The organism is Aliamphritea hakodatensis (assembly GCF_024347195.1).
In the GTDB taxonomy this organism is placed as follows: domain Bacteria; phylum Pseudomonadota; class Gammaproteobacteria; order Pseudomonadales; family Balneatricaceae; genus Amphritea; species Amphritea hakodatensis.
Genome location: NZ_AP025281.1, coordinates 908,740 through 930,571 on the forward strand (window position 1 = coordinate 908,740; position 21,832 = coordinate 930,571).

Annotated in this window: 21 protein-coding genes and 1 tRNA gene; 7 read left to right on the top strand and 15 right to left on the bottom strand. The window is 52.7% G+C overall.

The features are described from left to right. Nucleotides 1-302 precede the first annotated feature (302 nt). Both purE and PCI15_RS04105 read left to right on the top strand, forming a co-directional pair. Complete coding sequence (gene purE, locus PCI15_RS04100) at nucleotides 303-785, top strand: 5-(carboxyamino)imidazole ribonucleotide mutase (protein ID WP_271273093.1); 483 nt, start codon at nucleotides 303-305, stop codon at nucleotides 783-785. Beyond that, complete coding sequence (locus PCI15_RS04105; RefSeq protein WP_271273094.1) at nucleotides 785-1,885, top strand: 5-(carboxyamino)imidazole ribonucleotide synthase; 1,101 nt, start codon at nucleotides 785-787, stop codon at nucleotides 1,883-1,885. Before purE ends, PCI15_RS04105 begins: the two co-directional genes overlap by 1 nt. Nucleotides 1,886-2,038: 153 nt before the next feature. Here the strand turns inward: PCI15_RS04105 and PCI15_RS04110 are convergent, their stop codons facing one another. From PCI15_RS04110 to rpsU, 6 genes are all read right to left on the bottom strand, one after another. Next, nucleotides 2,039-2,179: a hypothetical protein gene (locus PCI15_RS04110; protein WP_271273095.1), complete on the bottom strand. Its 141-nt coding sequence runs from the start codon at nucleotides 2,177-2,179 to the stop codon at nucleotides 2,039-2,041. A 773-nt stretch (nucleotides 2,180-2,952) separates the two neighbouring features. Continuing rightward, nucleotides 2,953-3,029 (bottom strand) — tRNA-Ile (locus PCI15_RS04115). A 63-nt stretch (nucleotides 3,030-3,092) separates the two neighbouring features. Continuing rightward, complete coding sequence (gene rpoD / locus PCI15_RS04120) at nucleotides 3,093-4,916, bottom strand: RNA polymerase sigma factor RpoD (protein ID WP_271273096.1); 1,824 nt, start codon at nucleotides 4,914-4,916, stop codon at nucleotides 3,093-3,095. A gap of 214 nt (nucleotides 4,917-5,130) precedes the next feature. After that, nucleotides 5,131-7,119 (bottom strand): DNA primase, encoded by a 1,989-nt coding sequence (gene dnaG / locus PCI15_RS04125; protein ID WP_271273097.1) that lies wholly within the window; start codon nucleotides 7,117-7,119, stop codon nucleotides 5,131-5,133. Nucleotides 7,120-7,216: 97 nt separating this feature from the next. Beyond that, nucleotides 7,217-7,666 (bottom strand): GatB/YqeY domain-containing protein, encoded by a 450-nt coding sequence (locus PCI15_RS04130; protein ID WP_271273098.1) that lies wholly within the window; start codon nucleotides 7,664-7,666, stop codon nucleotides 7,217-7,219. Between the two features lie 111 nt (nucleotides 7,667-7,777). Beyond that, nucleotides 7,778-7,993 carry a 30S ribosomal protein S21 gene (gene rpsU / locus PCI15_RS04135; RefSeq protein ID WP_124926012.1) on the bottom strand — a complete coding sequence of 72 codons (216 nt, stop codon included), beginning with the start codon at nucleotides 7,991-7,993 and terminating at the stop codon, nucleotides 7,778-7,780. 278 nt (nucleotides 7,994-8,271) lie between these two features. Between rpsU and tsaD the strand changes: the two genes are divergently transcribed. Next, nucleotides 8,272-9,297: a tRNA (adenosine(37)-N6)-threonylcarbamoyltransferase complex transferase subunit TsaD gene (gene tsaD / locus PCI15_RS04140; protein WP_271273099.1), complete on the top strand. Its 1,026-nt coding sequence runs from the start codon at nucleotides 8,272-8,274 to the stop codon at nucleotides 9,295-9,297. 4 nt (nucleotides 9,298-9,301) lie between these two features. Here the strand turns inward: tsaD and plsY are convergent, their stop codons facing one another. Further along, a complete protein-coding gene (gene plsY / locus PCI15_RS04145; protein ID WP_271273100.1) occupies nucleotides 9,302-9,892 on the bottom strand; it encodes a glycerol-3-phosphate 1-O-acyltransferase PlsY in 591 nt (196 codons plus the stop codon). A gap of 292 nt (nucleotides 9,893-10,184) precedes the next feature. Between plsY and folB the strand changes: the two genes are divergently transcribed. The 4 genes from folB to PCI15_RS04165 are packed head-to-tail and all read left to right on the top strand — an operon-like array spanning nucleotide 10,185 to nucleotide 13,588. Further along, the gene (folB, locus tag PCI15_RS04150) at nucleotides 10,185-10,541 is read left to right on the top strand and encodes a dihydroneopterin aldolase (RefSeq protein ID WP_271273101.1); all 357 of its coding nucleotides are present in this window, start codon (nucleotides 10,185-10,187) and stop codon (nucleotides 10,539-10,541) included. Further along, nucleotides 10,541-11,050, top strand: coding sequence for a 2-amino-4-hydroxy-6-hydroxymethyldihydropteridine diphosphokinase (folK, locus tag PCI15_RS04155; protein WP_271273102.1), 510 nt, complete (start codon nucleotides 10,541-10,543; stop codon nucleotides 11,048-11,050). Before folB ends, folK begins: the two co-directional genes overlap by 1 nt. A 33-nt stretch (nucleotides 11,051-11,083) precedes the next feature. Next, nucleotides 11,084-11,680, top strand: a complete 597-nt coding sequence (locus PCI15_RS04160; protein WP_271273103.1) for a LemA family protein — start codon at nucleotides 11,084-11,086, stop codon at nucleotides 11,678-11,680. A gap of 12 nt (nucleotides 11,681-11,692) precedes the next feature. Next, complete coding sequence (locus PCI15_RS04165) at nucleotides 11,693-13,588, top strand: M48 family metallopeptidase (protein ID WP_271273104.1); 1,896 nt, start codon at nucleotides 11,693-11,695, stop codon at nucleotides 13,586-13,588. On the opposite strand, the gene PCI15_RS04170 is transcribed toward PCI15_RS04165, so the two are convergent. From PCI15_RS04170 to PCI15_RS04205, 8 genes are read right to left on the bottom strand one after another with little or no spacing between them, the layout of a single operon-like run. After that, complete coding sequence (locus PCI15_RS04170; protein WP_271273105.1) at nucleotides 13,551-14,651, bottom strand: tRNA nucleotidyltransferase/poly(A) polymerase-related protein; 1,101 nt, start codon at nucleotides 14,649-14,651, stop codon at nucleotides 13,551-13,553. The genes PCI15_RS04165 and PCI15_RS04170 overlap by 38 nt on opposite strands. A 2-nt stretch (nucleotides 14,652-14,653) precedes the next feature. Further along, nucleotides 14,654-14,980: a thiosulfate sulfurtransferase GlpE gene (gene glpE, locus PCI15_RS04175; RefSeq protein ID WP_271273106.1), complete on the bottom strand. Its 327-nt coding sequence runs from the start codon at nucleotides 14,978-14,980 to the stop codon at nucleotides 14,654-14,656. 4 nt (nucleotides 14,981-14,984) lie between these two features. Continuing rightward, entirely contained in the window at nucleotides 14,985-15,803 is an 819-nt protein-coding gene (locus PCI15_RS04180) for a symmetrical bis(5'-nucleosyl)-tetraphosphatase (RefSeq protein ID WP_271273107.1), read from the bottom strand. Between the two features lie 11 nt (nucleotides 15,804-15,814). Beyond that, the gene (apaG, locus tag PCI15_RS04185) at nucleotides 15,815-16,201 is read right to left on the bottom strand and encodes a Co2+/Mg2+ efflux facilitator ApaG/CorD (protein ID WP_271273108.1); all 387 of its coding nucleotides are present in this window, start codon (nucleotides 16,199-16,201) and stop codon (nucleotides 15,815-15,817) included. A 4-nt stretch (nucleotides 16,202-16,205) separates the two neighbouring features. Next, nucleotides 16,206-17,015 carry a 16S rRNA (adenine(1518)-N(6)/adenine(1519)-N(6))-dimethyltransferase RsmA gene (rsmA, locus tag PCI15_RS04190; protein ID WP_271273109.1) on the bottom strand — a complete coding sequence of 270 codons (810 nt, stop codon included), beginning with the start codon at nucleotides 17,013-17,015 and terminating at the stop codon, nucleotides 16,206-16,208. 49 nt (nucleotides 17,016-17,064) lie between these two features. Continuing rightward, on the bottom strand, nucleotides 17,065-18,066 hold the full coding sequence (gene pdxA, locus PCI15_RS04195) for a 4-hydroxythreonine-4-phosphate dehydrogenase PdxA (RefSeq protein ID WP_271273110.1): 1,002 nt from the start codon (nucleotides 18,064-18,066) through the stop codon (nucleotides 17,065-17,067). Next, a complete protein-coding gene (locus tag PCI15_RS04200) occupies nucleotides 18,066-19,370 on the bottom strand; it encodes a peptidylprolyl isomerase (protein WP_271273111.1) in 1,305 nt (434 codons plus the stop codon). Before PCI15_RS04200 ends, pdxA begins: the two co-directional genes overlap by 1 nt. Further along, a complete protein-coding gene (locus PCI15_RS04205; RefSeq protein WP_271273112.1) occupies nucleotides 19,360-21,816 on the bottom strand; it encodes an LPS-assembly protein LptD in 2,457 nt (818 codons plus the stop codon). Before PCI15_RS04205 ends, PCI15_RS04200 begins: the two co-directional genes overlap by 11 nt. Between the last annotated feature and the right edge of the window lie 16 nt (nucleotides 21,817-21,832).

Below are 21,832 nucleotides of genomic sequence, written 5' to 3' on the forward strand. Positions count from 1 at the left end.
TATTACGACCGTACCGAAAGAATGTGGTTATTTTATAGCGAGTTTTGGTATCATAGCGGCCTCTGATCGGAACGGCAGCTAGCCGTCATATCCAGAGCATATTCTTCAGTACCGGATACCGGATGCGAATGAATTTTAAATGCTGCTCCGGCCTTTGTATGCCTGCCTTCCCCGTCGCCAATCAGAATTTTTATTACGCTTTTGAATGCCGCCTGTGTTCAGTGAACATGGGCCGTAGCCTGTTTTCAGGCAGTAATACGTAAACTTACAGCTTAAGCCAAATACAACGCAGGTATTTATTGATGAGCAATGTGACAGTAAGCATCATTATGGGATCACAGTCCGACTGGCCGACCATGGAGCTGGCTACTATACCCCTGAAAGAACTGGGGGTGGAATTTGAAACTCAGGTGGTTTCTGCTCACCGTACACCGGATCGTCTGCATCAGTTTGCCAGCGAAGCACACACCCGTGGTATTCAGGTAATCATTGCCGGTGCAGGCGGTGCTGCTCACCTTGCGGGTATGGCTGCTGCAATGACGCATTTGCCGGTTATTGCCGTACCGGTCGCAAGTAAATACATGAAAGGTATGGATAGCCTGATGTCTATGGTTCAGATGCCTAAAGGTGTTGCTGTTGCCTGTCAGGCAATCGGTGAAGCTGGCGGCTATAATGCCGGTCTGATGGCGGCGCAGATGCTTGCTCTGCAGGACGAGGCTCTCAGTACCCGACTGCAGGCCTGGCGTAAGAATCAGACTGACAGTGTGCCACTGGAGGTGTGTTAATGCATATTGCAATTGTAGGCTGTGGGCAGCTGGCGCGAATGATGGCGCTGGCAGGCTGGCCAATGGGTTACCGTTTTACATTTCTGGCCGGTGCCGGTGAAAATACCACCTGTGTAAAGGGATTGGGTGACATCGTTGACCTGACCGATGATATGACAGGTGATGCATTGTTTACTGCCCTGGGTGAGCCTGACGTGGTCACGGTGGAGCGTGAGCATGTTGATACAGCATTGCTGAAGACGCTGGTGCCGCACTGTGCCGTGTATCCGCAGCCAGAAGCGATTGAAGTATGTCAGCACCGTGGTCGTGAGAAAACCTTTCTGAATAGTCTGGGTATCCCAACAGCGAACTTCCGCGTGGCGAACAGCAACGATGCGTTGCAGGCTGCGATTGATGAGATGGGCACTCCGGTACTGATTAAATCATGTGAAGAAGGCTATGATGGCCGGGGGCAGTGGCTGATCGAAACTTCACAGCAACTGACCGACCTGCTGAATAGCGATACGGTTTTACCGGAAGTGGTTGTTGAAGGATTTGTGAAGTTTGAGCGGGAAGTATCTCTGGTGGCCGCGCGTTCACCGAACGGCGATATCAGCTGTTACCCGCTGGCAGAGAATCACCACAGCGGTGGTATTCTGCTGAGTTCAGTTGCGCCGGCGCCGGCGCTGACGGATGAGATGACTGCGCAGGCTAAAGAGATCGCAGATGCAATCTTTAATAAGCTGAATTATGTCGGTGTGCTGGCGATTGAGTTATTTGTCAGCGACGGCAAGCTGATTGTCAATGAGCTGGCGCCCCGGGTGCATAACAGCGGTCACTGGACTCAGATTGCAGGCATCTGTACACAGTTTGAAAACCACATGCGCGCAATTACGTCTGTTGGTCTGGGTACTACTGAGCCGACAGGTCATTCTGCCATGGTTAACCTGCTGGGCTGTGATCCGACCCCGGAAATGGTGGATATGAGCAACGTACAGCTGCATAAGTACAATAAGTCTCTGCGTCCGAACCGTAAGGTTGGTCATCTGAATCTGCGTCATAATAGTCTGGATGAGCTTCAGCAGCAGGTTGAGACGTTTAAGCAAGCACTCTACGGCTAAAAAGCCTCTCTGCTTTCTTATACCGAAGAGCCCGGTTACTGATATCAGTGATCGGGTTTTTTTTGCGCTGAGTATCAGGAATGTGACGGGAAGGCTTACAAAACGGATAGCTGTGCTATCACCGTGAATAGATGAAATGGAATGAAAGTGTTTTTAAAGGCAGGGTAATGCCAGCTTCAGGGAGGGATTGGCGAAGCTGGCGATACGATTGGTTTCGGCTCTGAGTGCCTTACTCAGAATCAGCCGTTTCAGTTTTATTACCCTCAGTTTCTTTTTCGGTTGGTTTTTCGTCATTTTGCCCATCGCAGGAACCACAGCAACCCATAATCTACCTCTGTTTTGTTAAGCAAATTCAGTGAATAAGAATGTATCCTGCTGCGGGTTAAGAGTATTTGATATCCATCAATTTATCAGTCAGTCATTTTACAGGCGCGATAACCCCTGTTTTGTTGCTGTGCTGGATGATGGTTCGTGAAGCTTATGGAGACCGGTTTGGAGTGTAATATCCAGATCAACCGGCAATAAACGATGGGGGCCTTAGAGTACTTAAAATCAGCGCCTGTGTGGTGATTGTAAAGAGTAAGTCGTGAGTCGGATGCTCAAAATCTAAGAGAGAAAAGTGATGGTGGGTCTTCCGGAACTCGATCCCAGGAGCTGTTTGCCAGCTTTTTATAAAGAGTAAAGAGTGAGTTGGATGCTCAAAATCTAAGAGAGAAAAGTGATGGTGGGCCTTCCGGGACTCGAACCCAGGACCTGTGAGATCTATAAAGAGTGAGTCGGATGCTCTAAAGAAAGATAAATAAGATGGTGGACCTTCCGGGACTCGAGCCCAGGAGCTGTGTGTCAGCTTTTTATAAAGAGTAAAGAGTGAGTTGGATGTTCTAAAGAAAGATAAATAAGATGGTGGGTCTTCCGGGACTCGAACCCAGGACCTGTGAGATCTATAAAGAGTGGGTCGGATGCTCTAAAGAAAGATAAATAAGATGGTGGGCCTTCCGAGACTCGAACCCAGGACCTGTGAGATCTATAAAGAGTGAGTCGGATGCTCTAAAGAAAGATAAATAAGATGGTGGGCCTTCCGGGACTCGAACCCAGGACCTGCCGATTATGAGTCGGATGCTCTAACCAACTGAGCTAAAGGCCCCCACAGGAGGGTGCCCATAATACCACAAGGTAAAATGGGCACAAGAGTTTGATTTAACTAGTTTTAATGATCGTCCAGGAAGCCGCGCAGGTGGTCTGAACGGCTTGGGTGGCGAAGCTTGCGAAGGGCTTTCGCTTCGATCTGACGGATACGTTCACGGGTTACATCAAACTGCTTACCAACCTCTTCAAGGGTGTGGTCAGTGTTCATATTGATACCGAAACGCATACGTAACACTTTGGCTTCACGGGCTGTCAGGCCAGCCAGAACTTCCTTGGTTGCTTCGCGCAGGCCTTCGCCGGTTGCAGAGTCAACAGGTGAGTCAATGGTTACGTCTTCAATGAAGTCACCCAGGCTTGAGTCTTCGTCATCACCGATTGGGGTTTCCATTGAGATAGGTTCTTTAGCGATCTTCAGAACCTTGCGAATCTTATCTTCAGGCATATCCATACGTTCAGCCAGTTCTTCAGGGGTAGGTTCGCGACCCATTTCCTGCAGCATCTGACGTGAGATACGGTTCAGCTTGTTGATGGTTTCGATCATATGTACCGGAATACGGATAGTACGTGCCTGGTCAGCAATCGAGCGGGTGATTGCCTGACGGATCCACCAGGTTGCGTATGTGGAGAATTTATAACCGCGACGGTATTCAAATTTATCCACTGCTTTCATCAGACCGATGTTACCTTCCTGGATCAGATCCAGGAATTGCAGACCCCGGTTGGTGTACTTTTTGGCGATCGAGATTACCAGACGCAGGTTGGCTTCCACCATTTCCTTTTTCGCGCGACGGGCACGTGCTTCACCGATTGACATGCGACGGTTAACGTCTTTCATCTCGTTCAGTGTCAGATGGATATCGCCTTCAATCTGGATCAGTTTTTTCTGCGCGCGCTTGAGTTCAATTTCATGGCGCTTCAGTGCAGGCGCATAGGCTGCATCTGAATTGATCAGGTTCTGAAGCCATTCAGTGTTGGTTTCATTACCCGGGAATTCTTTAATAAACTGGCGACGTGGCATTTTTGCACGCTGGGTGCAAATCTGCATGATCATACGTTCCTGGCGGCGGATACGGTCAATCGCGCTGCGGACGTTATCAACCAGCATGTCGTAGTAACGCGGAGCCAGCTTGATTGGAGAGAACGCATTGGTCAGTTCGTTGAATGCTTTAGCGGCAGCTTTGCTGTCGCGGCCCTGGCTTTCAGCTGCTTTCAGATAGGTGATGTAAGTACTGCGTACCAGATCGAAACGGCGTTTTGCTTCTTCCGGATCAGGACCACGTTCTTTTTCTTCGTCATCATCGTCGGAGTCATCATCGTCAGAGTCTGCATCAGCAACCGGCTGAGGCGCGGCCGTCGGGATTTCGTTACCTTCATCCGGATCGATATAACCACTGAAGATATCACTCAGGCGGCCTTCTTCTTCCAGGGTAGCGTCGTATGCGCCCAGAATCGCTTCTACTGAACCTGGGAACGCAGCCAGGCCGGACATGACTTCACGAAGGCCTTCTTCGATGCGTTTTGCGATCTCAATCTCGCCCTGGCGGGTCAGCAGTTCTACTGTGCCCATTTCACGCATGTACATACGGACAGGGTCAGTGGTGCGACCGGCGTCAGATTCTACAGCAGCCAGTGCTGCGACTGCTTCTTCGTCTGCTTCTTCAGCTGTATCGCCTTCGGTCATCAGCAGGGTATCGGCATCAGGTGCTTCCTGAGATACAGAAATACCCATGTCGTTGATCATGCGAATAATGTCTTCGACCTGATCCGGATCGGCAATATCTTCTGGCAGATGGTCATTGACCTCGGCGTATGTAAGGTAGCCTTGCTCCTTACCGCGTGCGATCAGTTCCTTGAGGCGTGACTGCTGCTGGGAGGTGTCTGACATAAGTGCCCTTCATGATGATGACAGAGTGAAAAATTAGCCCGATATTATAGCGACAGACCGTTGTGATTACTACCGATATACTCGGTTGGATCGTATCAAAGTGGTTAAAAAGTTTACGATTTTTGCTGTTTAATTCAGGTGCCGGAAATACTTTATCCGCGCCTCTGATTAAGCATAGTAAATAGATGGGGGTAATGCTCAATAGTTCAAGGGGTTAGCGCCCGGATCTGCTGGAATGTTGTTGCATTAAAAGCTGGTTCAGACGCTGATTATCTTCAGCTGAACGCTGTTTTAATGATTTCAGCTCATCAATCTGCTGATCAATGCTGCGCTCCTGTAAGCGTTGCAGAGAGTCACTGAGAACATTTTGTGCACTGTCCGTATTCTGAATCGGTTCCAGATGGGAAATTTCGTTGAGTGTGTGCAGGTAGCCAGCCAGTTCCGGGTCCGACTCCCAGTCGACAAACAGCATTCCCAGTGTGGCATCAGGTGTCACGCGCAGGTAGTCGACTAACCGGTAAAGCAGCAGCTCGGTCTGGCTGTTGCTCTTGGCGAGAAAGTCGAGTTCGCAGCCGTTTGCCAGATGGGGCGCATGTAGCAGTATAGAGATGGCGCTGCTCGCCGGTGTAATCCGGATGTTCAGGTCCTGTGGGGGACGGAACTCCTGTTTGTCCTGACGGAAATTCTTGTTCTTGAACTTGCCTTTTCCTTTGTTGCCCCGGCCTTTTTTCTTTGCAGAAAAGTCACCGTTACCCTGATGGTTATTGTCATAACCTGAGTAATCGTTTTCGTAATAGCTGCCGCCCTGATCATATTCCGGTTGCGGATAATCATCATATTGCATGGCGGGTTCATAGTCGTAGCTTTGAGAGGCCGGTTGCTGGGGCGTTTTTGTTGCTTCCTGCAGGTTGGTAATGCTGTTCAGCTGCTCGAAGCTGAGCCCGGTCAGTTCGCTGATCTTTTCCTGCATCATTTGTTGGAGAATGCTTGGTTGCATCAGTTGAATCATTGGCAGTGCCTGATTACTGAAGCTGGCGCGGCCGTCGAGGCTGTTCAGGTCAGCATCTTCTCCTAGGGTGCGGAAGAAAAAGTCCGACAGAGGCAGTGCTTCCTGCAGGCGTTGCTCAAAATTTTCAGTGCCTTCCTGCCGAACCAGGCTATCCGGATCTTCACCGTCCGGTAAAAACAGAAAGCGGGCCTGTTTGCCATCGGTAATGACCGGTAACGTAGTTTCCAGCGCGCGGCTGGCTGCCTTGCGGCCGGCCTGATCGCCATCGAAACAGAAGATGACTTCATCGACCATTTTGAAAATGCGTTCCAGATGCTGGGCCGTGGTTGCGGTACCCAGAGTGGCAACCGCATAGCTGATGCCGTACTGAGCGAGACCTACGACATCCATATAGCCTTCGACAATGATCAGTTTTGTCAGCTGCTGATTAAACTTGCGGGCTTCATAGAGGCCGTAAAGCTCGCGGCTTTTATGGAAGGTTTCGGTTTCCGGTGAGTTCAGGTATTTGGGTTTTTCATCTCCAAGTACCCGGCCACCGAACGCAATAACCCGGCCCCGCATATCGCGGATAGGAAACATGATCCGGTCGCGAAAACGGTCGTAGTAGCGATCGCTTTCTTCTTTGTGGATCAGCATGCCGGCCTGCTCCAGCCGGGGCTTATCTGCCTCGGTCTGGGTCAGCTTTTTCAGCAGGTTATCCCAGCCGGGCGGGGCGTATCCAATGCCGAAAAGAGCGGCAATCTTACCTGTCAGTCCCCGGCCTTTTAGATAGTCGACGGCTTTGGCTTTCTGGCTGTGTTGCTTAAGCTGTTCCTGATAAAAATCAGCGGCTTCTTCCAGCAGGGCAAAGATATCTTTACGCCGCAGTTCCCGCTGATGATCAACTCTGGATTCGTCCCGGGGGACTTCAACGCCAGCCAGTTTGGCAAGCTCTTCCACTGCTTCGGGAAAGCTCAGCCGGTCGTGTTCCATAATAAAGCCCAGAGCGTTGCCGCCGGCGCCACAGCCAAAGCAGTAATAAAACTGTTTTTCGTTGTTGACGGTAAACGAAGGGGATTTTTCTTTATGAAACGGGCAAAGGCCTGAGTAGTTTTTGCCGGTACGCTTGAGTTTTACCCGTGACTCGACAATGTCCAGCACATTAATGCGGGCGAGCAAATCATCAATGAAGGATTGTGGGATTTTTCCTGCCATAGGACATTCGCCTGGGTAACCAATTACCGGGTATGTTAGCGGTTAAGGGAATGCTTGTCAGTAAGACTGGTCTGCCAGAAACGGGCTGGCAAAGGGCTCAGGAGGTCAGGCGGCTTTTAACCAGCTGGCTGATCGGACCCATGTCGGCACGGCCCTGTACCTGCGGTTTAACCAGTGCCATTACTTTACCCATGTCCTGCATACTTTGTGCCTGGGAATCAGTGACAGCCTGATCAATGATGCTGATGAGCTCAGCTTCTGAAAGTGCCTGAGGCAGGAACTCTTTAATTACAACAAGTTCCTGCTTCTCAATATCGGCCAAATCATTTCGGTCAGCCGCTTCAAACTGGCTGATCGAATCGCGACGCTGTTTTTGCATTTTATCCAGCGTGGCGACAATACGGGCATCGTCAGGTGTAATCCGCTCATCGACTTCGATGCGCTTGATTTCAGCCAGAATCATACGGATGGTTGCCAGGCGATCTTTTTGCTTGGCGCGCATTGCAGCTTTCATCTCATCACTGATGCGTTGCTTCAGGTCAGACATCGTTGCTCCGTAGAAATTCTTAAGTGACTTTTCGATAGTAAAGTCAGGTCTTTTGCAGTTGCTCAGGACCTGACTTAATCCGTTGTCGCTATGCGACGAACCCGCCGATGATCAGTACAGACGTACGCGACGCTGGTTTTCGCGCTGAACTTTTTTCAGGTGGCGCTTTACAGCAGCAGCAGCTTTACGCTTACGAACAGAGGTTGGCTTCTCGTAGAATTCACGACGACGCACTTCAGCCAGTACACCTGCTTTTTCGCAAGAACGCTTGAAACGACGCAGAGCTACGTCAAATGGCTCGTTTTCTTTAACTTTAACTGCTGGCATATTAAATACCTTACCTTCCTTAAAAAATTTAATCTGATGTGGCCGAGTTTAGACTCAGCTGGCCAATAAGGGCGAACATTCTATTCTGATGCAATGGCACTGTAAAGGCTAAATGCGATGAAATCTTCTCTAAATTGAAGCATAATGGCGCCGCTTTTTATGCCGCTTGGGCAAAGTCCGCGGCATCTTACAGTAAAGTCCGGATAAGAGCAGGCTGAATTTGATTTTTTTGGCCTGAAAAGCATTTTTTAGTCATTTTTTAACCTGTGGAAGCCAGCATGCGTGTATTGGGTATTGAAACTTCATGTGATGAAACCGGCGTAGCGATCTACGACACCGATAAAGGTTTATTGGGTGATGCTTTATACAGCCAGGTGGCAATGCATGCTGAATATGGCGGTGTTGTGCCTGAACTGGCCTCCCGGGACCATGTGCGCAAACTGTTACCGCTGGTTCGCGAAACTTTGCAGCAGGCAGGCACGACGCCTGAGCAACTGGATGCAGTCGCTTACACCGCAGGCCCGGGGCTGATTGGGGCGCTGATGGTCGGTGCCGCAACCGGCCGGGCGATGGCACTGGGCTGGGGGATTCCTGCGCTGGGTGTACATCATATGGAAGGACACCTGCTGGCGCCTATGCTGGAGGAGACGCCGCCGGCGTTTCCGTTTGTGGCGTTGCTGGTTTCCGGCGGCCACACCCAGTTAGTCCGGGTAGACGCTATCGGTGAGTACAGTTTACTCGGTGAGTCACTGGATGATGCCGCCGGTGAAGCCTTTGATAAGGCTGCCAAGATGTTGGGGCTGGCGTATCCGGGCGGGCCGGAAGTTGCCCGTATGGCTGAGCTGGGCGACCGTAGCCGGTTTCGTTTTCCCCGGCCGATGACCGATCGTCCCGGTCTGGATATGAGTTTCAGCGGGTTAAAAACCTTTACGTTGAATACCAGCAACAAACTGCGGGTAGATGGAGAGCTGGCAGAGCAGGATCAGTATGATATTGCCGCGGCCTTTGAAGAAGCCGTAGTAGAAACCCTGGCAATCAAATGCCGCCGGGCCCTTCAGCAGACAGGCTTTAAGCAGTTGGTGATTGCCGGTGGAGTAAGTGCTAACCAGCGTTTACGCCGTAAGCTGGGTGATATGGTAGCCAAAGAAAAGGCTGAGCTTTTCTATGCTCGCCCCCGTTTCTGTACCGATAATGGTGCGATGATTGCCTTTGCCGGCGCGCAACGCCTACTGGCTGGCCAGCAAAGTGACCTGACCATCCTGGCTCAGCCACGCTGGCCGCTGGACACTCTGCCGGGTATCTGAGTTCTCAGGCTTTTTTCAGTAACTGGCTGATATTCTGATGATGACTGGCAAACAGGATGCAGGATATCAGCAGGCTGAGCAGTAGCCACTGAGGGGCAAGCAGCCAGGCAAACAGGGGAGTGAGCAGCGCCATGCCCAGCGCCGCCAGTGCGGATACTTTTAACAGTCCGATCAGTGCGAGCCAGCAGACTGCCTGTGCCAGCCCCAGGTGCCAGTCTAATGCCAGGCAGGCACCCACTGTCGTGGCAACACCCTTGCCGCCGCGGAACCGCAGGAAGACTGACCATATATGACCGCCCAGTACGGCGAGTACTGCCAGCGCCATCCAGACACTTGTTACAGCATTCGCGGATAACAGATATTGCGCCACCCCGATAGCGATCAGGCCTTTAAGCAAGTCGCCGGCCAGCGTCATCACTGCTGCTGCTTTGTTGCCAACTCTCAGTACATTGGTGGCGCCGGGATTACCTGAGCCTTTCTGGCGGGGATCGCTGATTTGCATGCAATGACAGACGATAACTGCAGTGGGGACAGAACCCAGCAGATAAGCGGCCAGCAAGATTGCAATATTGGTAGCGATATCAGGGCTGTTCATGGTCAGAACCGGTATTCATATGTTGTCCTATATACCGTGAATTGTGGAAAGATACAAACAGCTTGCCGGGATTTAGCGCATTATTCCGGATGCGGACGGTTTGGTATTTTCCGGTTTAGTATCAATGATGCGGGGCGGAAATAAGCAAGCTTCTGACCGCCAGACGTAATACACTGCCCGTATAACAGTATTGACATCCTGATGCCCTGTGTTGACTATCAGGTCATCCGGATATGCACTGCATTGACACATATTTTTTTAATTTGATTTATCAACAGGTTACAAAATTGTAATGGATATTGTTTATATTAAAGGTCTGGAGATTGAAACCATTATCGGTATTTACGACTGGGAACGGGAGATCCGCCAGCGTGTGGTACTGGATATTGAGATGGGGACCGATATCCTGTCAGCGGCTTCCAGCGAAGATGTGGATAACACGCTTAACTACAAAACTATCTCTGAACGGTTAATCGATTTTATTGCCAACAGTGAGTTTCAGTTGATCGAAACCATGGCTGAGGAAGTGACCAGGATTCTTGCCAACGAGTTTGGCGTGCGCTGGGTGCGTTTGCAGCTGGGTAAACCGGGGGCAGTACCGGCGGCTCAGGATGTGGGTATCATTATTGAGCGGGGAGAACGTTTTTAATGGCAAAAGTATTCGTCAGTATCGGCAGCAATCAGGATCGTGAGCACAATATTAGCGGCGGTCTGGATGCTTTGCAGGCAACATTCAGTGAGTTGCGCTTGTCGCCGGTCTATGAAAGTGATGCTGTCGGTTTTGACGGTGCACCCTTTTATAATCTGGTGGCTGAGTTCACGACTGACCTTGAACTGGCGGCGCTGAATGCGACGCTGAAAGACATTGAAGATCAGCATGGCCGTTGCCGCAAGAGTGACAGCCTGGGCAGGACGCTGGATATTGATATCCTTACTTATGATAATCTCATCGGTGATTTTAACGGTGTTCAGTTGCCCCGTGCCGAAGTGCTGGTGAACAGCTTTGTATTGCGGCCTTTGGCAGAACTGTCGCCAAAATCACGTCATCCTGAGTCCGGTGAAACCTATCAGGACTTATGGCGGGACGCTGATAAGGACAGGCAGCCGTTAGCGGCGGTGGACTTTATCTGGCAGGAAAAACAGCTTTCAGCGGTTTAAAAAATCAGTTAATTCGGCTTAGGGAGTGGCGTTATGGATCTGACAACCATTATCAGCATTGTTGTTGCAGTGATTGTTATTGGCTATCTGATTGCAGTGTTTAACAGTCTGGTCAGCCTGCGTAACCGGCATCAGAATGCGTTTTCGCAAATAGATGTGCAGTTAAAGCGCCGCTATGACCTGATACCAAATCTGGTGGAAACGGCTAAGGGGTATCTCAAGCACGAGCGTGAAACGCTGGAAGCGGTTATCAGTGCCCGGAATCAGGCCCGGGCAGGGCTGGACAGTGCTATGGCCAGTGCTCAGAGCGCCGGCTCACTGCAACAGCTGGGCATGGCTGAGTCCGGTTTACAGGCTGCGCTGGGACGCTTTAATCTGGTGGTTGAAGATTACCCAGAGCTGAAAGCCGACGGTCAGATGCAGCAGTTAAGCGAAGAGCTTACGTCGACCGAGAACCGCGTTGCGTTTGCCCGTCAGGGATTTAACGATGCGGTGACCGATTACAACGAATATAAACAGAGTTTTCCACCGGTGATTCTGGCAGGCCTGTTTGGTCATAAAGCCGATGCCAGTTTGCTGGAAATGGCCGACCGGGAACAGATCCAGAAAGCACCTGAAGTCAGCTTCTGACGCTAAAGCCGGATGAACTTCTATGAAGCACAGGCGCTGGCCGGTAAGCGAAGTTACTGGCTGGTCGCACTGTTCCTCGGCATTACCTTCCTGATTATCGGGCTGACCACTTTATTTGTGGTGACCTGGCTGTGGTTTGATGACGGCGGTTATTACAATCAGCAGGCAGAACTGCTTGAGTATTTTACCGTGCAGCGGTTTGCCTGGGTTGCGGTTGCGGTTTGCAGTGGCCTGATCATTACCGCCTGGCTGAAGTGGCACGAAGTCTGTCGTGGGGGCGCAGCCATTGCCGAATCGATGGGGGCCACCCAGGTATTACCCGTCACCCGCTATGCCGAGCAACGGCGCTTGCTGAATGTTACCGAAGAAATGTCTATTGCGGCGGGTATTCCGGTACCTCCGGTGTATCTGTTGACCCAGGAAGCCGGGATCAATGCATTTGCTGCCGGTCTGCGGCCTTCTGATGCTGTCGTGTGTGTCAGCCAGGGAGCATTGGATCACCTCAGCAGAGATGAGTTGCAGGGGGTGGTGGCGCATGAAATCAGCCATATCTTTAACGGTGATATGCGCCTGAATATGCGTTTGCTGGTGTTGCTGCACGGGTTGATGTGGATCGGTGAGATTGGCCGTGAGCTGCTTTACAGCCGGACATCTGTCCGGGCGAAACCCTTTGGTTTGGGCTTGTTTGCCATCGGCTGGACAGGCATTGCCGGCGCCAGAGTCATTAAAGCCGCTGTGGGGCGACAACGGGAGTTTCTGGCGGATGCAGCAGCGGTACGGTTAACCCGTAACCCGGCGGGTATTGCCGGTGCCCTGAAGGCGATTGGCAGTATAAAGAGCAGCAGCCGGGTCGAGAATCACCGCTGTCATGAAGCCAGTCATCTGTTTTTTGCCAATATTAATGGTGCGGCGATGAGTTTGCTGGCGACGCATCCGCCGTTGCGGCAACGTATTCAGGCAATTGAACCGAACTGGGATGGCTGTTTTTCTGAAGATCGCTGGCAGCAGGCCAGAGAGCAGGTTAAAGAGCATGATGGTGACCGCAAACAGCAGGTGCTGGGGGCGGTGACCACCATGATACTCAGCAGTGCGGTGCTGGATGTGGCCGGGGTTTCGGATTTGGATCTGGTGTCTGAAACCGAATTGCCGGATACGCTGGCAGACATTGCCCACGACGCTTTTGCTGCCCGGGCCATCCTCCCGGTGTTGCTGCTGGCGCCGGATATATCTTTGCGTGAACAGCAGATGTATCTGTTATCTGAGTTTGATCCGGCGCTGGCTGAACAGGCAGAAACACTCACAGAAATGCTGAAAGACGTGTCCCGCGGCGCTTATTTACCCTGGGTGCTGATGGCAATGCCAGCCCTCAAGCTGCAGTCAGCAGAGCAGTATCGTGGTTATAAGCGTGTGCTGATGAAGCTGATCAGGGCCGATAAACAGATTGATCTGTTTGAGTGGTGCCTGTATCAGTTAACCGGCCACTACTGTGATGGTCACTACGGTATACGCCGCCGGGCGCGGATGCTGGAACAGTCTGAAGATGATCAGGCCGGGGCATTTGAACGGGTCGCATCCATGCTTGTCTGGCACGGAAGGCAGTCAGACAGCAGTGGGGCTGATCTTGAACGGCACTTTAATCTGGCGGCCAATACCGCCGGCTTTTACAATATTGAGTTGTTACCTCAGCAGCCCAGCGCTGAAACTGAGCTTAAGGCATTCAGTGAGGCGGTATTCATTCTTGCGGCGGCGGGGCCGTTACTGAAATCCCGCTATCTTAAGGGGCTGGTGCGCTGTGCCCGTCAGGACGGTAAAGTCTCTGTGGTCGAACGTGAGTTACTGACAGCCGTGGCTGCCGTAATGGAATGTCCGCTTATTGGCCTTGAGGATGACTGGCCTGTTCGCAGATAGTGAGCTGACGCCGCCTGATTTCCTCTCCCAGTGCCTTGCCTTTAAAACCCTCTGCCATGATTTCCCGGGGCGTTATGCTGCCCAGTTGGGTCAGGAGGTCCGGAAGCTGAACTTCAGCAGCCAGGGCTTGCTGATCATTGAGTATTCTGCAGGCCGTGAACAGATTGTGTAACCGTTCCGGACGGCGGAGTAAATCTAAATCCAGAATTAACTGCAGGCGGGCATCGGATGTCAGGTGGGGAAAGTTAAGCAGATCGTCGGCACCGCGGAACAGCTGCAGGGCCAGGTCACGAAACAGGTTCGGTAACCGCTGCCGTTCACTGAAGGTCTTAATGACTGAGGCGTCAGTAGCTGTTTTAAGTAACAGCAGGGCGCAGCGGACTTCAGCTGATGCCGATGTATTCAGAAGTAGCAGTTCTGCAGGGCGAATGGGCAGCTCAGGGAACAGCTTGCCGTTGGCGTGAGAGTCTTCCAGTATCCGGAAAAATGTTTGCGGGCTTTGTTCGCCCAGTGCCCGCTGCATTTCCTGCCAGACCCTTTCCGGGGTGAGAAACTCAAGTTCGTCACTGCTGGCCAGTTGTTGCATCAGCGCCAGTGTTTCCGGTGCCAGGGTGAAGCCCAGATGGGCGTAGCGTGCGGCGAACCGGGCGACACGCAACACCCGTAGCGGGTCTTCAGCAAATGCGGGGGATACATGGCGCAGAATGCGCTGTTGCAGATCCTGCTGACCATTATACGGGTCGATAATCTGACCGTCGGCGCTTTCAGCCATAGCGTTGATGGTCAGGTCGCGGCGCAGTAAATCCTCTTCAAGGGTGACATCCGGGCTGGCATGATACTGAAAGCCGGTGTAGCCCTTGCCTGATTTACGTTCCGTGCGGGCCAGTGCATATTCTTCTCCGCTGTCCTTGTGGATAAATACGGGGAAGTCCTGGCCGACAGGCCGGAAGCCTTGCTGTAACATGATTTCCGGTGACGCACCGACCACGACCCAGTCCCGGTCATACACCGGATACCCCAGAAGTTTGTCGCGAACCGCGCCGCCCACCAGATAGACCTGCATATTTATGCTTCCGGGGCGCTGCACATTTCAGGCTTGTTTGCCTGCCAGAGCTGGTAGCCGCCGTCGAGGCTGTATACCTGATCAAATCCCTGGCCAATCAGCAGTTGTGCCGCAGACTGGCTACTGTGACCGTGGTAACAACAGACAATGACCGGTTGATCCATATCCGCTGAGGTAATAAAGGTATGCAGGGTTTCATTGCTCAGATGGCTGGCGCTGACAATGTGTCCGGCGGCAAAACTTTGCGGGTCGCGAATATCCACAACGACGGCGCCGTCTTCCATCAGGGCAACTGCCTGTTCGATATTAATACACTGATAGGTTTCCATTGCTTTACTCCGGTTGTTTCAGGCTTGGGACACTGAATAGCTGCTGATCTTCAAGGCGCATGGCTGTCAGGGTATTACCCCATACGCAGCCGGTATCCAGGGCAAATACGTTATGGTGGTCGGCTTTGCCTTCCAGTGCAGCCCAGTGTCCAAAAATAATACGGTGCTTGTCGACGGTTTTTCCCGGATGTTCAAACCAGGGTAAAAAACCTTCCGGCTGGCTGCTCAGGGCACCCTTGGCGAGAAAGTCGAGCCGGCCTTTGTCGCTGCAAAAGCGCATCCGGGTGAAGTAATTGGTGATCATCCGCAGCCGTTCCCAGCCCTGAATAGATTTCTTCCAGCGGTCCGGCTTGTTGCCGTACATGTTGCGGAAATACTCAATGGCAAGGGTACTTTGCAGCACCTGTTCAACTTCTTTGGCACAGCTGCGGGCTTTCTTTAATGACCAGTTAGGCGGAATACCGGCATGCACCATGGTATAGCCAAGGGCTTCGTCATGAACCAGCAGGGGCTGGTGGCGTAACCAGTCCATCAGGTCGTCGCGGTCCGGGGCATTAAGAATTTCGTCGAAGGTATCGCTGCGCCGCTGAGTGGTGGTGCCGTAATGAATCGCCAGCAGGTGCAGATCATGATTGCCGAGTACAATTCGGGTCTGGCTGCCGAGTTCTTTCAGAAAACGCAGGGTTTCCAGTGACTTGGGTCCACGGTTAACCAGATCACCGGCAACCCACAGTGTGTCTTCCGGGCCGAAGCTCAGGGTGTCCAGCAGTTGGATAAGTTCGTCAAAGCAGCCCTGTATATCACCAATGGCGTAATGGGTCATAGCGGGCCTGATCAGTGCAGTGCGTTTGGCTGTGCCAGTGTGAACGGCGCAATTTCAGCATTGAAGGTCTGGCCGTCTTCGGCCTTCATTTCATAATGTCCCTGCATGCTGCCGACATTGGTGGCCAGTACTGTGCCACTGGTATAGCTGTAGCTTTCTGTCGGATCAATGACCGGTTGCTCACCGACTACGCCTTCCCCTTTGACTTCCTGTACCTGTTCGTCGCCGTCAACGATCAGCCAGCGGCGGTTAAGCAGCTGAACCGGCTGGCTGGCGTGGTTGGTGATGGTGATATGGTAAGAAAAAACAAAGCGTTTTTTATCCGGATCAGACTGCTCCGGAAGGTACGATGTTTCCACGTTAATGGCGATACTTTCTTGTTCTAATGCGGCAATCATCTGTTTAGTCGCTCTGTTTAGTGCTGATGAAATCACTGATGCGGATAAATTCCTGCAGGCTCAGACGTTCCGGGCGCAGGCCCGGGTCGATGTCCAGCGCCTGAATATCATCGGCACTGATCAGCGGCTTCAGGTTATTTCGTAAAGTTTTGCGACGCTGACCGAAGGCGGTTCTGACGACGACTTCCAGTTTATCAACATCCTTAGCCGGGTGGGGGACTTTTTTGTATGGGATCAGCCGGACGATTGTCGAGTCAACTTTGGGGGCCGGGTCAAACGCTTCCGGTGGCACAATAAAGAGTGGTTCTACGTGGCAGTAGTACTGCGCCATAATGCCCAGACGGCCATAAGCACTGTCCCCTGGCTGTGCTGCCAGACGGTCAACAACTTCCTTCTGCAACATGAAATGCATGTCTTCGATCTCTTCAGCATAGCTCAGCAGATGAAAAATCAGCGGCGTCGAGATGTTATACGGCAGGTTACCGACAACACGCAGTGGCTGCGGGGCCTGGTGCAGGGATGCAAAGTCAAACTTCAGGGCATCCGCTTCATGAATGTTGAATTTATCCGCGTAACTGAAGAACTTGGTACGCAGAATAGGAATCAGGTCCCGGTCCAGTTCCACGACATTCAGTTGCTGGCATTCGGGCAGTAATTCTTCAGTAATAGCCCCCAGGCCTGGGCCGATTTCTACCAGATGCTGGTCTTCCTGCGGTGCGATGGAGCGAATGATCCGGCGAATGATGCCCTGATCATGCAGGAAATTCTGGCCAAAGCGTTTGCGGGCTTTGTGGCCGACGGGTTTTTTACTCATGAATGACGTTCCGTTGGGGTTCTTTGTGGATAACTGAAGCAATGATAGCTCAGTTATCCTGATTGCTGTGGCTGGCCATTTCTGCCGCATAGTCGATGGCGGTCAGCAGGCTGCCGGTATCGGCCTTGCCGCTGCCGGCCAGATCAAGGGCGGTGCCATGATCCACTGATGTGCGGATAATGGGCAGGCCCAGCGTAATATTGACGGCGTTGCCAAAGCCTTTGTATTTTAGAACAGGTAATCCCTGATCGTGATACATCGCAAGGACAGCATCGGTTTGCTGCAGGTATTTTTCAGTAAAGAGGGTGTCTGCCGGTAGCGGGCCAGTGAGGTTTATACCCTCCTGACGCAGCTTTTCAAGGGCCGGTTCAATTGTTTCGATTTCTTCCCGCCCCATGTGTCCGCCTTCTCCTGCATGGGGGTTCAGGCCGGCAACCAGAATACGTGGCTGTTGTAAGCCAAAGCGTTGTTGTAAGTCCTGATGCAGTACCCGGATGACTTGCTGCAGTAAGGGGGCTGTAATTGCGCCCGGTACCTCCAGTAATGGCAGGTGGGTGGTGGCAAGCGCGACACGCAACCCTTGAGTTGCCAGCATCATAACGACTTTATCGCTGCCGGTCAGGGCTTCAAGAAACTCGGTGTGTCCGCTGAACGGAATGCCGGCATCGTTGATGATGCCTTTGTGTACCGGGGCGGTGACAATGGCAGAAAACTCACCGTTCATGCAGCCGGTCGTCGCCCGGGTCAGGGTGTCCAGTACATACTGGGCGTTGGCCGTATCGAGTTGTCCGGCTGTCACTGCGGTTTTACAGGGGACTGGGTCAACCCACAGACAGCCTGCAGGGGTGCTTTGTGCCGGCTCGCTGGCGTCGTACTGACGGATTTCCAGGGGGAGTTGCAGCTGTGCAGCCCGTTCAGCAAGCATGTGCGGATCGGCAATGGCAATCAGTTGTTGCTGATGGCCCTGCTGGGCAATCTGAATGCACAGATCCGGGCCGATACCCGAAGGTTCGCCCGGTGTCAGTGCTAACTTGAAGATCTGATCCGGCATTATTTCAGCTCAATATATGCCTTGGCACGGATCTCCCGTAACCAGTTCTGCAGCTCTTCGTTGAACTTGCGCTCACGGATGCTGGCCCGTGCCTGATTGGTCAGCATTTCTTCACCCAGATCCTGCTGGCGGCGGTCGGTTACCTCAAGAATGTGCCAGCCAAAACGGGTTTCAAACGGGATGCTGACTTCACCAACCGGTGTTTTACGCATGACTTCTTCAAATTCAGGGACCATCTGGCCTGGCTGAGCCCAGCCTAAAGCGCCGCCTTCTGCACCGCTGCCCGGGTCATCACTGAATTCTTTTGCCAGTTCGGCAAACGGTTCACCCAGTGCCAGACGGTTGTACAGGGATTTTATTTCCCGCAGCGTCTGGGCCTTGGAACGGATTTCAGTTGGCTTAAGCAGGATGTGGCGTACTTCGGTCTGATCGACCATTTGTACATTTCCCTGCTGGGTGTCGTTTACTTTAAGAATGTGAAAGCCGTTCGGGGTGCGAATAGGTGCTGTTACCTGGCCTTTTTCCAGAGCCCCGAGCGCCTGTGCGAAAGCAGGGGGTAGCTCAGCGGCTTTTTTCCAGCCCAGCTGACCACCTCTTAAGGCGTTATTTCCGGCGGAGCGTTCCAGAGCCAGTTCTGCAAAATCGGCACCGTTCTGTAATTCACTGCTGATTTCAGCGGCGATTTCAGCGGCCTGCTGGATGGTTGTAGCATCAGCCTGTGGCGGAACTTCAATCAGAATCAGGCTCAGGTTATAGCTTTTTGAAGCGGCCAGTTTTCCCTGATCTGAGCTGAGGAAGTTGTCAACTTCCTGCTGGGATACATTAATACGGCTGTTAACCAGTTGACGCTGGGTTTCACTGATCAGTAATTCCTGACGGATCTGGTTACGCACCTTAGCGTAGTCCTGGCCCTCAGCAATCAGGGTCTCACGGAACTGAGCCAGGCTCAGGCCTGACTGGCCGGCGATCCGGTTAAGGGCCGCATTGAGCTCGTTATCGCTGACGCGGATTCCCCGCTCATCAGCCAGTTGCATCTGGACCCGGTCGACAATCAGGCGGTTCAGTACCTGTTTACGCAGCGCTTCCGCCGGCGGCTGGGTCGCGTTACTGCGGGCCAGACGGTGCAGGATTATGTTTTCGCGGGCTTCCAGTTCACTTTGCATAATGATGTCGTCATTGACGATTGCAATCACCCGGTCCAGAGAGGTGGCAGCAAACGCTGACACAGATGCGCTGAGCGCGATAGCCGCCATTGCCGGCTTGATGAGCTTGGCCCCGAACGGGCGCATACACTTAATAGTCATTTTGTTTTTCACGTTCTTCAAAACCGGTAATGTTATCGAATAAGCCTTTGCCTTGGCCGAAAGCGCCCAGCCCTTTCAGGACAAACTGTATATAAATTCCGCTGTCCCTTTCGGTGCTGCCACTTGGCAGATACTCTCTGGCGGCAACCCGTACCTGCCAGCAACAGTCGGAGTACTCAACACCTAAGAGTGCTTCCGGGGTCGTATTGTTCCGGATATCTTCCTGCCAGCGTCCCAGAACGCTCCATTTTTTTGCAACCGGCCAGATAAATGACAGGTCTGCCTGTTCGCGGGTGTCTTCACGGTCACGGAAGCCCAGGCTGAAAACTTTGTTGACGTTCGGAGAGTAACTGAATTTAAGATTGTTTTCGATTAAATGATAGTCACTGGCGTCCAGTTCGCTGTCGTTGCTGATCCGCAGGGCGTCGGTTACATTCCAGCTGGCTTCAAGGGCAACATTGGAACGCTTGCTGGTGTCGGCTGCCGTGGTGCTTTCCAACTGAACTTCGCGGTCGGCAAAATAATGGGCCTGGGCAATGCCCAGCCGGGCCACTTCGCTGCCGTTGCTGCGGTAGAACCCGGAGCTCAGTCCCAGTGTCAGCTGTTGAGTATCACCGATCTTGTCATAACCACTGAAGCGGTTTTCCCGGAACAGAGAGCTGTATGTAAAGCTGTATTCGGCGGTATCAAAATTCGGAATGGCGGTCTGGTCTTCTTCAGGCACGTAGAGGGCAAACAGGCGTGGTTCCAGCGTCTGAATCATGCCGGATTCATTGACTGTACGCTCAAAGCTCAGGCCGCTGTCGACACTGAGCACGCCCACCGTACGGCTGATGCTGTCGGACTTGCCGGCCACCTGATCATCAAGCTTGTACTGTGAAGACCAGAGAGTGGCTTTGGGCGTTACGTAAGCCCAGGGCCAGCGGAACGGAATACTGACAGACGGCTGCAGGTGAACACGCTGACCATTCACACGGTCAACGCCGGTCAGGTTGTCGTTATCCCGTTCAAAGGATGTGAAGTCTGCCTGATAACTCAGCTCAAGATCAGAACCGTCTACCAGATCACTCTGGCTGCCTTGCAGGGAAATCTGTGGCAGCTTCCGGTAAGGCTGGGTGGCGTCGGTTATGGTCTGATAAGACTGAACACGGGTTGTCGCTGTCCAGTTATCGGTGACATAGCTTGCCTGGGCAATCTGGTCCAGATGGTCCTGCCGGTTTACTTCAAGGCCGGTGTTCAGATCGTTAAAGTAGTCGTCGTCACTGACCCGGGTGTAATCAATTGTTGAACGCCAGTTCCCCTGATAGCCGCGGTGCTCGGCGTCAACCAGCCAGCGGTCCTTGTCTGCTTTACGGTCGTTCGGCAGGTATGCGGTGCTCAGTACGTTATAGCTGTAGCTGTTCATGTACCGCAGTTCGTTATCCAGAGACAGGCCGCGGCTGCTGTACAGGTGCGGTGTCAGCGTATCGTCAATGTTTGGGGCGATATTAAAGTAATACGGGGTTGCCAGTTCCAGCCCGTCACCGTCGGAATAGCCCATGGTCGGGTAAAGGAAACCGGAGCGGCGCTTATCATCAATCGGGAAGGTGAAGTACGGATAGTAGAATACAGGTACGTCGCCAATGCGCAGGGTGGCATGTTTGGCAGTACCGAAACCTTCTTCCGGATCAAGCACGACTTCATCGGCGTTGATTTTCCAGCTTTCATCCCCCAGAGGACACTTGGTGTAGGAGGTGTCCTGCAGGTTGATTTTGCTGTCCGGCTGGCGGGTAATGCTCACCGCAGAACCCCGGATGCCTTGCTGATGCATGACATAATCAGCGGCTTCAATCCGGGTTTCGCTGGTATCTATATTGGCCTGGGCATTGTCACCCACAATCAGCAGTCCCGGCTCCCGGTATATCACATTGCCCTGCAGGGTTGCGGTATTGGTGGTTTCGTACAGGGTAGCTTCGTCACTGCTGATGGTGCGGTTGCCCTGACGGACACGTATATCACCCCGCATGGTGGATGTCTGGCCAATCTGAGTCAGGGACTGATCGGCATTGATGATGATTTCTTCTTCTTTACCTGCTTCTGCTACAGGATACTCAGGTTCAACATAGCGGCCGCACTGGCCGCCTTCACCCGGTTGCCAGTCCAGTTGCCGGGCTGCCAGGTCTGCTGCAGGGGCGTTCAGCACCGCTGCCTGAGATGCTTGCTGTTGCTTGTCTTCTGTGCGGATGGCCGCCGGTGCAACGGCCGGTGCTGACGCTGCCGGTGAAACATTGACTGATTCAGGTTGAGACACCGCTTCAGGTGTGTTCAGTGGCTGGGTCGGAACATTAGCAGGGTCAGAAAAAGCCGGTTCTGCCGGTGTATCGCTGCCGGCACATTGCCAGCTGCCGTCGGCCTGGGTCTGGCATTGCCATAAATCGGCGGGTGCGGCATATAACGAAGGCGACATAGCGGCAGCGACCGCT

Coding starts and splice junctions, on each gene's coding strand:
- purE (WP_271273093.1), top strand. CDS start 303: ATGAGCAATGTGACAGTAAGCATCATTATGGGATCACAGTCCGACTGG.
- PCI15_RS04105 (WP_271273094.1), top strand. CDS start 785: ATGCATATTGCAATTGTAGGCTGTGGGCAGCTGGCGCGAATGATGGCG.
- PCI15_RS04110 (WP_271273095.1), bottom strand. CDS start 2,179: ATGACGAAAAACCAACCGAAAAAGAAACTGAGGGTAATAAAACTGAAA.
- rpoD (WP_271273096.1), bottom strand. CDS start 4,916: ATGTCAGACACCTCCCAGCAGCAGTCACGCCTCAAGGAACTGATCGCA.
- dnaG (WP_271273097.1), bottom strand. CDS start 7,119: ATGGCAGGAAAAATCCCACAATCCTTCATTGATGATTTGCTCGCCCGC.
- PCI15_RS04130 (WP_271273098.1), bottom strand. CDS start 7,666: ATGTCTGACCTGAAGCAACGCATCAGTGATGAGATGAAAGCTGCAATG.
- rpsU (WP_124926012.1), bottom strand. CDS start 7,993: ATGCCAGCAGTTAAAGTTAAAGAAAACGAGCCATTTGACGTAGCTCTG.
- tsaD (WP_271273099.1), top strand. CDS start 8,272: ATGCGTGTATTGGGTATTGAAACTTCATGTGATGAAACCGGCGTAGCG.
- plsY (WP_271273100.1), bottom strand. CDS start 9,892: ATGAACAGCCCTGATATCGCTACCAATATTGCAATCTTGCTGGCCGCT.
- folB (WP_271273101.1), top strand. CDS start 10,185: ATGGATATTGTTTATATTAAAGGTCTGGAGATTGAAACCATTATCGGT.
- folK (WP_271273102.1), top strand. CDS start 10,541: ATGGCAAAAGTATTCGTCAGTATCGGCAGCAATCAGGATCGTGAGCAC.
- PCI15_RS04160 (WP_271273103.1), top strand. CDS start 11,084: ATGGATCTGACAACCATTATCAGCATTGTTGTTGCAGTGATTGTTATT.
- PCI15_RS04165 (WP_271273104.1), top strand. CDS start 11,693: ATGAACTTCTATGAAGCACAGGCGCTGGCCGGTAAGCGAAGTTACTGG.
- PCI15_RS04170 (WP_271273105.1), bottom strand. CDS start 14,651: ATGCAGGTCTATCTGGTGGGCGGCGCGGTTCGCGACAAACTTCTGGGG.
- glpE (WP_271273106.1), bottom strand. CDS start 14,980: ATGGAAACCTATCAGTGTATTAATATCGAACAGGCAGTTGCCCTGATG.
- PCI15_RS04180 (WP_271273107.1), bottom strand. CDS start 15,803: ATGACCCATTACGCCATTGGTGATATACAGGGCTGCTTTGACGAACTT.
- apaG (WP_271273108.1), bottom strand. CDS start 16,201: ATGATTGCCGCATTAGAACAAGAAAGTATCGCCATTAACGTGGAAACA.
- rsmA (WP_271273109.1), bottom strand. CDS start 17,015: ATGAGTAAAAAACCCGTCGGCCACAAAGCCCGCAAACGCTTTGGCCAG.
- pdxA (WP_271273110.1), bottom strand. CDS start 18,066: ATGCCGGATCAGATCTTCAAGTTAGCACTGACACCGGGCGAACCTTCG.
- PCI15_RS04200 (WP_271273111.1), bottom strand. CDS start 19,370: ATGACTATTAAGTGTATGCGCCCGTTCGGGGCCAAGCTCATCAAGCCG.
- PCI15_RS04205 (WP_271273112.1), bottom strand. CDS start 21,816: ATGTCGCCTTCGTTATATGCCGCACCCGCCGATTTATGGCAATGCCAG.